The organism is Streptomyces sp. SD15 (genome assembly GCF_054462255.1).
In genome coordinates, this window is record NZ_JBTLMO010000018.1 from 24434 (window position 1) to 35766 (window position 11333).

An 11333-nucleotide genomic window follows, 5' to 3' on the forward strand; every position below is an offset into this window, starting at 1 on the left:
GGGTATGAACGATTCCTCGCAGGAGAATGTCGGCGAAGCCGTTGCCGCCCTGGTGGACCACGTCCTCGAACTGGCCGCGACCTGGACCGCCTGGGACGGGAAGCCCGTCCACGTCGACGACCGCGTCCACACCCCGCACAAGGCGATCCGCCGGGTCACCGATCATCTCATCGACCACCTGGCCGAGTTGGAGGCCCGGCTGGGCGAGCTGACCGAGGAACAACTCGACGACTCTCCGGGGGAGGGTTGGAGCTTCCGCCGGCTGGCCGGGTACCTCGAGGAATCGACGTACTACGCCGACGCCGTGGGAAGGCTGACCTGATCGTTCGCCCCGGCGGAGCGAGTCCGGTCACGATGCGACGACGAGCGTGACCGGACGGCGAAGTGGATCGAACGCGGCCCGGGGGTGGTGCGTCACAGGGGCGGTACGGGATTCACCCCGCGCCGCACGGACTCCACCTGTCGCCGCTCAGTCCCTGGGGGACCCATGCGTACGAAAACCCCGCGCACTGTCGATCTGCTCGTCGTACTCGCCCTGTTCGTCACCGGAGCCGGTGCTGTCGTCGGCTGCGGTGACGAGGAGGTGAGCAGCGGCGGTACCGACCCGGCGCCGCAGTCCCGGGCCCGCGCCCGCCAGGTCGCCGACGCCTGGGACGGTTCTGGGGCCGCGCAGGCGTGGAGGACGCGTTACTTCCCGACGGGCGAGTCGGTCCAGCTCCCCGAGAACGCCTTCCGCAACGAAGCCGACAAGCGCGCCTACGCGACCCAGAACTTCGTCCTGCGCGGCGAACTTCCCACCACCCCCTCCAAGGACGGCCAGGTGAAGTGGAAGAGCGGAGACTCGCTCACGCTGCCGCTCATGGGAGCGCGGAAGGCGTACGAGACCCTGGCCCGCGGCGGCAACGACGGACCGCACCTGACCGTGACCGGGGCGAAGCAGGGCGAGATGAACGTGGCCACCAGCCGAGGCCCGGCGACTGTCCCGGCCTGGCTGTTCACCCTGGAGGGCTATGACACCCCGCTCAAGCGGATCGCCGTCAGCCCGTCGAAGCTCCCGAAGTCGCCGATCGGGCCGGCCGAGGACATGTCCACCGCCGAGCTGGCGCCCCTTGCCCGACTGGTCGAGGTGGCCGCGGACGGGCGCTCGGTGACCGTGGTGGCCACCCACGGATCCTGCGACGACGGCCCCGCCGTGGCCGTCCTGGAAACGGACGGCAGTGTCGTGCTGTCCGCGTACGTCGTCGGGACGAAGGACGGTCCCTGCACCAGCGACCTGCGCGGCCAGGAGGTGACGGTGAAGCTGGACCGGCCGGTCGGCGACCGGATCCTGCTGGACGCGTTCACGGGCCGACCGGTGTCGTCCGAGCGGTAGAACGGGCTCGCGCCGGGCCGGAGTCGGACTTCTGACGGACTATATGTGCCGCGGCCGGTGCCGCCGGGCCTTTGCTGCCCCGGACGTCGATGGGCGCCTCCGCTGGATGACCGGGCGGTCCCCAATGGAATCGTGTGGAAGTTCCGGGCCGGGGTGCCCCGGCGAGATGTGCCCGAGCGGTACGGATCGTGGGCCGGCCTGTCCACCCGGTTCCGTCGCTGGGCTGCGGACGGCACGTTCGACCGGATGCTCCCGGCAGCGCAAGCCCAGGCGGACGCGGCCGGGGGCATCGACTCGGCTGGTATCGGTCGACTCCAGCATCGTCCGGGCACACCAGCACGCGGCGGGCGCTCGAAAAGGGGGCACCGGACTCCGGCACTCGGACGCTCCCGCGGCAGGCTTACCAGCAAGATCCATCTGGCCTGCGACGGCCTGGGACGTCTCGGCAAGCTGCCGCACAACCGCCCGCGTGGCACGGACCTGAACGCCACGCTCGCCCGGCTGCGCGCGAGCTGACGCCGTCATGACCGAGCGGGCCGACCGGATCGGTTGAGCTCTGGGTGAGGTCGGCCAGTCCCGAACATTCGCCGACAGAATCGTCAACAATTCAGTCAACACATCTTGCGCCAAGATTGCCGCCAGGCTACGTTCCTTCGACGTACCGCCACTGCAGAGCCGGAGTCGCGGAAGGAGGAGCCGTCACGTCGGTCCCTGCGCTCCACGTTTCGGCAACCCCCACCCACCCCCCACCTCAGTCGACGCGGCATCTCCCTCTGCCTGTCCGCGGTCCTGTCCGCGCACCCACCTCCGTCGCGCGGCGAACGGCACCGCATGCCCGGGGACGGATCCCACCGGCCTCGAACTGCCCGCAGGACCGACCGACTGGCACGAGTTCCGATCCAACGATGAATCGAACGGAGTCCGAGCATGTCCATGCTGTCCCGATGGTGTCGGTGGAAATCAGCCACCTTCATGGCCGCCCTCGCCGCCGCCCTCGCCCTCGTGACCGGCGCGAGCATGGCACTCGCCTACGCCGCCACGACCGACAGCGCGCAGGCCTCCGCCTCCACCTCGGCTGCCGCCATCTCGTCGAGCAGCACGTCCTCCGGGATCGCACCGGCCATGTCCTGCGCGGGCGTCGCGTCGCTGGACCTGGCAAGCGCCGTACCCGACGTGCCCTTCGAGATCACCTCCGCCGCGGAGGTGGCCGCCGGCAGCAACACGCTCGGCAACTGGGCGTACTGCGACGTCAAGGGCGTCATCGCACCGCAGATCCACTTCCAGCTGCGCCTGCCGCAGGCGGGCTGGCAGGCCAACTACCTCCAGGTCGGCTGCGGCGGCCTCTGCGGCAACGTGAGCACGAACAGCGCTCCCGCCTCCAGCGGCTGCGTCCCGCTGACGACCGGCGCCTTCGCCGTCGCGTCCAGCGACGAGGGCCACTCCCAGGGCGGCGGCCTGTTCTCCACCGACCCGACACTGCGCGCCGACTTCGGCTACAAGTCCGATCACGAACTCGCCCTGGCGGCCAAGGCCATCATCAAGCAGTACTACGGCCAGTCCGCCACCCACTCCTACTTCGACGGCTGCTCGCAGGGCGGCCACCAGGGTCTGACCGAGGCCCAGCGCTACCCGACCGACTTCGACGGCATCATCGCCGGCGCCCCGGCCAACAACTTCACCGCGCTGAACACCTTCTCGCACGCCTGGACCGCCCAGTCCGTCTTCCTGAACGGCGGCCCGGCCACCCTCACCACGGCCGACCTCGCCCCCCTCCACGAGGCCGTACTCAAGGGCTGCGACGCACCCGCCGACGGGATCATCGCCGACCCGCTGGCCTGCGACTGGGACCCGGCGAGCATCAAGTGCGCGGCCGGACAGACCTCCACGACCGCGGACTTCTGCCTGACGGCGGACCAGATCACCACCCTGCGCCGCATCTACGCGGGCCCGACCGACGAGCACGGCAAGCTGCTGTACCCGGGCTACCAGCTGCGCGGCTCCGAGTTGAACTGGGCGAGCATCATCGTGCCGACCACGGCCACCGGCACCACCGGCGACATGAGCTTCGTCCGGGAGACCATCCGTTACCAGGTCTTCGACAGCCCGCAGCCGACCCTGACGTACAAGGACGTCAAGTTCACCGCCGCCTACTTCAAGAAGATCATGCAGCCCAACGAGGGCATGTACGACGCCACCGACCCGGACCTGAAGGCGTTCAAGGCGGCCGGCGGCAAGCTCATCCTGTGGCACGGCCTCGGCGACCAGCACATCCCGGCCGTCGGCACCATGGCGTACTACAAGGCCGTACAGAAGGTCATGGGCGGCGCCGAGGCGACCAAGAGCTTCGCCCGTCTGTTCCTGCTCCCCGGCGTCGCGCACTGCGGCGGCGGCCAGGGCCCGAACACCTTCGACGCGCTCACGGCCATCGTCGACTGGGTCACCAAGGGCGAGGCTCCGAGCAGCCTGACGACCAAGTCCGTCGACTCCGCCGGGAAGGTCACCGCGACTCGCCCGGTCTACCCCTTCCCCTACGTCGCCAAGAACACCACCGGCGGCCCGGCCGACGAAGCCGACAGCTATACCCCCGTGCTGTCCGAGGCGGAGGCCGACCTGACGCTGAACTGGCTCGGTTCCTTCCGCTCCGGCTACGAGACCGTCGGCAACTGGGTCAACGGCAAGTGGGTCGTCACCAAAGGCAAGGCCTGATCTCACGAGGTGATCAGGAACCGCTGCTGACCCGATACGGCGTCGCGGCCTCCGGCTCCTGCCGGGCGGCCGCGACGCCGTAACGGCCGGCGTGTGACGATCGTGCCGTGGACTGCGATGTGTGTGGGCGCGCGATGGCAGTGGACGGTGCCGTCGACTCGGTGGGAAGAGGCGACCTGGTCCTGCGCCTGGTGCCACGCCACGACCCACGCGGAACCGCGCCACCTGCTCGTGCGCGCCCAGGGCGAGCCGTCTCCCTTGTACTCGGACCGGACAATCGCGTTCAACTTCATCGGGCGTGAGCCGCCACGGCACCGTGTCGTAGAAGTCGCAGACCTCGATGACGGGCTGGACCAGTTGCCGCAGCGTGGTCGACGCCAGGCCGGTCCCTCGGCCATGGTGTCGAGGAAGAACGCGACCTCGTCACCACTGTCCGAGAACGCCGCAGCCTGCCGCTGCAGCGTCAGCACGTCCGCCAGGCCCTCGTCCGCAGGCTCCGGCTCGCCCGCCGCGTGTGAGGTCCACGAGGTCGGGTGTGTCGGCCTCGATACCCCTTTTTCGCGTTCCTGCACAGCCATCACCGCGAGGAACGCGTGGGCGAGCATGGCGAGCGTGATGTGCCGGTACCAGCCCACGTAGCGGCGACCTCGTACTGGCCCAAACCGCACTCGTTCTTCGCGCTCTATCAACCCACGTTTTGAAGGTAGGACAGCCTTCAGCTGATGGCCGACGTGCCGGTTGGCGAGGCAGCCGCGATTTCGAGCGCTACGCGCACTTCCAGTGAGCTGACTGCTGTGGTGGTCACGGGCAGCAGTTCCTCCGCGCGTTTGACGCGGTAAGTGACGGTGTTGCGGGCAATGTGCAGGCGTTCGGCCGCGCTGCGGGGGCTGCGTTCCTCGGCGAGGTAGATGCGCAGGGTTTCGCGCAGCTCACGCAGGCGGGCTCCCTCGGAGGCCAGCGGCCCGAGGACCTCCTGTACGAACCAGCGTGCGTGTTCGGAGTCAGCCGTGACGAGGGCCGCCAGGCGGATGTCCCGGTAGTCGCAGAGCCAGGAGCCCGAAGCGTGCAAGGCCATCCGTTGTGCCTGCAACGCCCCCAGATGGCTGCGGCGTATGCCGTGGGGCCCTGGTGCGGGCGGGCCGAGAGCCGCACGCACCCCTGCCGGCTCGGGCAGGGAGCTGCGCAGGTGTCGGATGTGGTCTTCGGCGGTCTCGCCGCTGACGGCGAACCATACCCACACACTGTTGTCGTGCGCCGGGATGACGAGCGTCCTGGCCGCTTCCAGGGCGCGGGCCATGGTCAAGGCCGCGTGGTGCAGCCGTTCTGCGGCGGGCGCGGAGGTGGCGGTGTCGTCGCCCCACAGCACCGCGGCCACGTGCGTGCTTGACAGGTCGTACCGCAGACGCAGTTCGGCGGCTTCCCGGTCGACCGGGCGGGCGGCCAGCAGTTCATCGATGACGGCGCGGCGGGCGGCTTCGTTACTGCCGCGCCAGCGGTCCCGTTCGGCGATGTACTCCTCGGCCATCACGCTGGAATGGGCGTCGACGTAGGTGAACATCAGGTCCTCGATCCGGCGCAGCTCGGTCAGGCGCTGGTCGGCCGGGACGTGCTCCTCGACTGCGGCTGCCAGACCGTGCGCCAGCTGCGCGTGCCCGAGCCGCACTCCCCGCAGGACGAGCTCCAGCGGGATTCCGCGGCGCGCAAACTCCCGGCATCCTTCCAGCGAATCCTCGGCGAGGGTGGGGATGGGCCGGCTGAAGTCGGACGCCATCAGGTGCAAGCCCGTCAGCACCGCGGACTGGGTCACACGTCGCAGGGTGGTCGCGGCAGCGGGACCGCCACCGTGCTCGGGCACCTTCCTGAGGACCTCCTCTGCGATGGCGTCGGCGCTCTGAAGCGCCCACTCGACCGGTGCCGCGCCAAGCTCCGTGCGTGCCGCGGCCAGCTCCGCCGGCGACAGGACGGGCTCGGTCAGGCGGTCGGGATCCGGCCGCAACCACTGGAGCCACTGTCCTGTCACGCTTCCCGTCCCTCCGTCGCCGGGGAGGCGCGCGAGCGGGCCGCTCGCCGCTGCCACCCAGGTCAGGGGACCATATCTTCCCCGGAGAGTCGAGCAGCCGCGGACCCCGCCGCTGACGAGCGCCGCCGTGCGGCCGACGGCATGCTGCCCGGCCGGGACGGTCGCACCGTTCACCGGCCGGGCTGGTTCACTCCGCGCGCCGCGCCGGCACAGGGCGGCGCGGGGACCGCCGCCGTGCGGCCGACGGCTGGAGGTGTCCTGCTGCCGGCCGGGACGGTCACACAGTTCACCGGCCGGGGTTGTTCACTCCGCGCGTCGGCACGGGGCGGCGCGCGGAGCGCCGGCCGCCCCGTGCCGACGCGCTCGGGGCGGCCGGCTATGGGCACCGGCTGTGGCGCCGGTGGATCAAGCGGTGACCTCCGGGGCGGGGACCGCCGTGAGCCGACCGCGCAGCGCAGCCACCAGACGCGGGATGTCGGCCGTACTCTTGGCGCCGCCGAAGATGTAGAAGTCGGGGCGCACCAGCATGGCCTCAAGGCCGGTACGGGCCAGGTCGGCCAGGTAGGTGTGGTCGAGATCGACGACGTCGTCGGGGCCGTTCGCCGCCGGGTCGTCGGTGATCCGCAGCAGGCGGAGCCCGACCTCTTCACACCAGGCCAGGGCGTCCTCGTCGAGCCCGTCACGCGGATCACCGGTGGTGAGCAGGGTGAGCCCGATGCCGACGGTTTCGTCGAACAGGCCGGTACGGTCCCCGAACCGCACCCGTCCCTGTCGGCTGAGCTGCCCGGTCGGCTCCGCCGTGGCGCCGGTGCAGTCGCGGTCCAGCAGTCCGCCGGTGAAGGTCACCAGGAACTGATCGCCTTGTGGTACGCGGCGTGCCTGCTGGTCGGCGATCATGCGGGCGTCGCGCTCGGCGGCCGCGGCCGGGTCCGGCTCGCAGATGATCCTCCCCAGGCCCACAGACTTCTCGATCGCATGCTGCAGATGCTGGCATCGCTCGGTGGTGTAGGTGTCCAGCAGACTGTCCTCGGCTTTCCCGGACAGCACCAGGTCGAGCTTCCAGCTCAGGTTGATGGCGTCACGCAGGCCCGAGCACAGGCCCTGCCCGGCGAACGGCGGCATCTGGTGGGCCGCGTCCCCGGCCAGCAGCAGCCGGCCGTCGCGCCAGGAGTCCGCCCAGCGTGCCTGGAAGGTGTAGACGGTTTGCCGCTCCAGGGTGGCGTTGTCCGGGTGCAGGTCCCACGGCTCGAGCAGCTTCCAGGCGGTCTCGGCCTTGTTGAGCTCGGCGATGGACTCGCCGGGCAGGCGCATGAACTCCCAGCGACGGCGGCCCGGGCCGCCGACCACCGCCGTGGTCGGCCGGGCCGGATCGCAGAGCTGCAGGTTCCGTGGCGTCCACTCGCGGTCCCGGTCATGGGGTATGACGTCGAGGACCAGCCAGTCGAACTTGAAGCCGAGGTCGGTGACCGAGGTGCGCATGCACGAGCGGATGAAGCTGTTGGCACCGTCGCAGCCGACGACGTACGCGGCCCGGAGAGTACGCTGCGCGCGTTCTCCGTCACGGAGCAGGGGCTCGTCTCCGGTGCTCTCCGCCACAGTGACTTCCACCGCCGTGGGGCCCGCCTGGACGCCGACGGCTTCCCAGCCGCGCAGGATGTCGATCCCCGGCAGCGACCGGACGCGCTCGTTCAGGGCCGCTTCCAGGGTGGGCTGGTTGAACGCGCTCAGGTTGGGCCAGCCGGAGTAGGTGCCGTCCGAGAAGTCGTAACGGAGGAGTTGCTGACCCTCTCCGTTGCGCCACTCGTAGTCCACAGCGGGTTCACTGACAGCGGCCATGTCCACCCCCAGCGACGCCAGGATGCGGCCGGTCTCGTGGTCGAAGACGACCGCACGCGGCAGCGGGTAGTGCTGCGGCCAGCGTTCGACGATGCCGACCCGCCGGCCTCGGGTGGCCAGCTGGATGGCCGTGGCCAGCCCGACCGGACCGGCGCCGACGACCAGTACGTCGTAGGCCTCCGCGGCGTGGCCCTTGGGAGGGGTGCTCATAACGTGCCTGCGTTCCTTTCGTTCAGCCGGCGTCGTGGGCGCCGGTCATCAGTGCGGCGAGGTCGTCGGGGCGGAGGAAGGACGGCGGTACGGGCGGGCCCCAGTTGTAGAGGGCGACGCGGGCGTCCTCCCACACGCCGGGGGTCCACAGCTGGTCGTCGACGATGCAGTCCATGTCGGAGTAGTACTCGGAGAAGTTGCCGGCGGGGTCCTTGAGGTACCAGAAGAAGTTCGACCCCAGCTGGTGGCGGCCCAGACCCCACACATGGCGCTCGGGGTGGCCTTCAAGCATCTTCGTGGCGCCGCGTCCGACCTCGTCCACGTCGTCCACCTGCCAGGAGGTGTGGTGCAGGAAGGAGAGGGGGGCCTGCTGGACGAGGACGTTGTGGTGGTCGGTGGAGCAGCGCAGGAACGCCGCGCCCGGTGCCTGGTCGCTGACCTTGAAGCCGAGCCCTTCGGTGAAGAAGCGCTGGGAAGCCTCCTGGTTGGTGGAGCCCAGGACGACGTGTCCCAGGCGGCGGACGCGCACCGGCCCCTCACGCAGTACGCCGGGGGCACGCTCGCCGGTCCGCTCGATCCGCCCGGGAGCGTTGTACGGCATCCGCGCGGCTGCGGGCTGCACGATGCGCGGCTGCACCTCGACGGTCACCGTCACCTCGGTGCCCGGGTCGACCGCGCGCAGGCGGTGGGATTCCCGGACGAACGGCACCTCGAGCCGGTCGAGGGCCGAGCCGATCCGGCCGAGGTCGTCGGGGTCGTCGGCGCTCAGGGTGAGCTCCTCCAGGCGGCGCCGCGCCGCGTGAACGATCTTGAGCTGTTCGCCGCCGTCGGCCGTGGCGAATCGGCCGTCGCCGAGGTCCGTCAGCCCGAAATCGGCGTAGTAGGCCGAGGTGGCGGCCACATTGGGCACCCCGATCGTGATGTGCGCCACGCGGTGCAGGGCCATGGCAGTCTCCTCCAAGAGCTTCAGTGTGCGGGTGGTGTACGCAGGAAGGTGCGGCCGCGCGTCAGACGGCCTGGGTGCCTTCGGGGTAGGTGGGGCCGGCGACCAGCGGGTTGCGCAGCTCACCGATGCCGTCGATCCAGCTGCGCAGTTCCTCGCCGGGGGCCAGGAACCGGCGCGGGTTCCGGGCGCCGCCCACGCCGGCCGGTGTGCCGGTGAAGATCAGGTCGCCGGGCAGCAGCGGGCAGATCGACGACATCCAGGCGATCTGCCGGGACACCGAGAAGATCATCTGGGAGGTGCGCGAGTCCTGCATGGTCTCGCCGTCGATCGCGCAGCCGAGCGCGAGGTCGTCGGGGTTGTCGAACTCGTCCGGGGTGACCAGCACCGGCCCGGTCGGGCTGAAGTTGGGGAAGGACTTGCCGAGGGAGAACTGGGGCGCCGGTCCCGACAACTGGATGCCGCGCTCGGAGAGGTCCTGGCCGAGCGTGAGGCCGGCCACGTACTGCCACGCGTCCGAGGCGGCGACCTGGTACGCCTCACGACCGATCACCGCTACCAGCTCGACCTCCCAGTCGACCAGGGCACTCGGCAGCTCGACCGTTGCGTAGGGCCCGGTCAGGGACGTGACGTACTTGGTGAAGACAGCGGGACGCTCCGGTACGGCGACCCCCGACTCCGCCACGTGGTCGGCGTAGTTCAGCCCGACCGCGAAGACCTGCCGCGGGCGCGGAACCGGCGCGCCCAGCTGCCGCTCCTCCAAGGGCGTCCGCTCGTGGCCGGTCGCGGCCGCGGACCGGGCCCAGTCGCCGAACTCGGCCCAGCGGTCGAAGACTGCCTGCGGGTCCGAGGAGAACAGCCCGTCACTGGCCTGCTCCACGTCCACCACACCGTCCTCGAGGACGAGCACCAGACGGCCGTTCAGATTGGCTGTGCGCATGGCACAACACCTCCATGTTTGAAAAGGGAAAAGGGATGAGCGGATGATCAGTCAGGCGGTCGTTGTCGCTGCTCCGGCTGTGTGGCGGGCGGCCGGCCCGGTCCCACGCCGTCAGGCGTCGGCCCGTCGCCAGAGCAGGCGCAACTGGGACTCGTCGGCCCCGGCAGCTGTCAGCTCCAGCCGTCCCGGGCTGAGCTGGACATCGCGCACCAAGGTCGTCCCCACCCACGGTGCGTAGTGACTGGCCTGAATAAGGTGCATGACCGGCCCGTCCGCCTCGCGCTCCCAGCGGCCGGCATACGCCACGGTCCGGCCCACTGTCTCCTGGACGTGGGATGCGACCGGGGCCACATCGGGATCGGCTGTCAGCAGTGCGCTCATCCACCCGTCGGCGGCGTAGAGCAGCACCCCGCTGGGACGCTCCCCGAGCGGACGGACGACCGTCCCCTGACATGTTTCCGAGAAGTCCTCAAGGGCCCAGGCTCCGATCAAACTGTCCATGTCTGCCTCGCACCGTGCTCCAGTACCGTCGGCCCGACCGCGCAGGCACCGTCACAGCACCACGGTGACGCCCCAGCGGCCGGGCCGAGTGGCCGGCTCCTGCCACCCACACAGAACAGTGAACCCGCGACCGGGGCACCGGCTCTTGGTCCCCGGAACACAAAATTCCGCTTGCTTTGGGCTGACAGCGCGGAGCAAGGGCCCGCTGCCGTGCACGTGGAAGTCAGGCACGGTCGTCCTTGTCTGCCGTGGCCAGTGCTCCAGGGCTACGTGCAGGGCGTCGAGGGCCCGCTCCCAGGACGTCCGCAGCTCGCGGGGGCGCCGAAGCCGCCGATCGCCTCGAGATTGCAGAAGCCGTGGAAGGTGCTGCGCAACAGCCGTACGGCGTCGGTGAGGTCGGGCTCGGCGAGGCCGTACGCGCGGAGCATGCCGTACGTGATCTCGGCGGTGCGCCGCCCCGCGTCGGACTCGGCGGCCAGGGCCGGATCGAGCTGCGTGTGCGTGGCTCGGTACCGCCCGGGATGCTCCGGGGCGTACTCCCGATAGGCACCCGCGAAGGCGACGAGCGCGTCCTTGCCGGACCGCCCGGCCACGGCGGCGGCGATCCGGTGGATCATCTCTCCGGCCGCGAGCAGCGCGATCCGCGAGCGCAGCTCCTGCATGGTCCTGATGTGCGAGTACAGGCTCGCGTCCTTCACCCCGGACCAGCCACTGGAGGCGTGGGAGGCCGAATTAATGGTGGAGCAACTGCCCGAAGGGCTCGTCATGCCCGTGCTCGTCGTCGACGTTCAACTGCGGTGCCTGG

General features: G+C 70.4%; 8 protein-coding genes and 3 pseudogenes. 4 read left to right on the forward strand and 7 right to left on the reverse strand.

Features of this window, described 5'->3' with window-relative positions; all coding sequences use genetic code 11:
• Positions 1-4: 4 nt before the first annotated feature.
• The 4 genes and pseudogenes from ACX28W_RS19385 (at position 5) to ACX28W_RS19400 (ending at position 4078) form a co-directional block, all read left to right on the forward strand.
• Positions 5-322 (forward strand): hypothetical protein, encoded by a 318-nt coding sequence (locus tag ACX28W_RS19385; protein WP_459000243.1) that lies wholly within the window; start codon positions 5-7, stop codon positions 320-322.
• Between the two features lie 165 nt (positions 323-487).
• Positions 488-1372 carry a hypothetical protein gene (locus ACX28W_RS19390; protein ID WP_459000244.1) on the forward strand — a complete coding sequence of 295 codons (885 nt, stop codon included), beginning with the start codon at positions 488-490 and terminating at the stop codon, positions 1370-1372.
• A gap of 45 nt (positions 1373-1417) precedes the next feature.
• A pseudogene (locus tag ACX28W_RS19395) lies at positions 1418-1813 on the forward strand (IS5 family transposase); the annotation flags it as partial.
• Between the two features lie 486 nt (positions 1814-2299).
• On the forward strand, positions 2300-4078 hold the full coding sequence (locus ACX28W_RS19400) for a tannase/feruloyl esterase family alpha/beta hydrolase (RefSeq protein WP_459000245.1): 1779 nt from the start codon (positions 2300-2302) through the stop codon (positions 4076-4078).
• Positions 4079-4614: 536 nt separating this feature from the next.
• Here the strand turns inward: ACX28W_RS19400 and ACX28W_RS19405 are convergent.
• The 7 genes and pseudogenes from ACX28W_RS19405 to ACX28W_RS19435 form a co-directional block, all read right to left on the reverse strand.
• Positions 4615-4757 (reverse strand): annotated as a pseudogene (locus tag ACX28W_RS19405) (IS701 family transposase); the annotation flags it as partial.
• A gap of 36 nt (positions 4758-4793) precedes the next feature.
• Positions 4794-6098, reverse strand: a complete 1305-nt coding sequence (locus tag ACX28W_RS19410; RefSeq protein WP_459000246.1) for a PucR family transcriptional regulator — start codon at positions 6096-6098, stop codon at positions 4794-4796.
• A gap of 405 nt (positions 6099-6503) precedes the next feature.
• On the reverse strand, positions 6504-8144 hold the full coding sequence (mhpA, locus tag ACX28W_RS19415) for a bifunctional 3-(3-hydroxy-phenyl)propionate/3-hydroxycinnamic acid hydroxylase MhpA (protein ID WP_459000247.1): 1641 nt from the start codon (positions 8142-8144) through the stop codon (positions 6504-6506).
• A gap of 22 nt (positions 8145-8166) precedes the next feature.
• On the reverse strand, positions 8167-9090 hold the full coding sequence (locus ACX28W_RS19420; protein ID WP_459000248.1) for a VOC family protein: 924 nt from the start codon (positions 9088-9090) through the stop codon (positions 8167-8169).
• A gap of 61 nt (positions 9091-9151) precedes the next feature.
• The gene (locus tag ACX28W_RS19425; RefSeq protein WP_459000249.1) at positions 9152-10027 is read right to left on the reverse strand and encodes a fumarylacetoacetate hydrolase family protein; all 876 of its coding nucleotides are present in this window, start codon (positions 10025-10027) and stop codon (positions 9152-9154) included.
• A 111-nt stretch (positions 10028-10138) separates the two neighbouring features.
• Positions 10139-10528: a lipocalin-like domain-containing protein gene (locus ACX28W_RS19430; protein WP_459000250.1), complete on the reverse strand. Its 390-nt coding sequence runs from the start codon at positions 10526-10528 to the stop codon at positions 10139-10141.
• A gap of 243 nt (positions 10529-10771) precedes the next feature.
• Positions 10772-11229 (reverse strand): annotated as a pseudogene (locus ACX28W_RS19435) (TetR-like C-terminal domain-containing protein); the annotation flags it as partial.
• Positions 11230-11333: the final 104 nt, after the last annotated feature.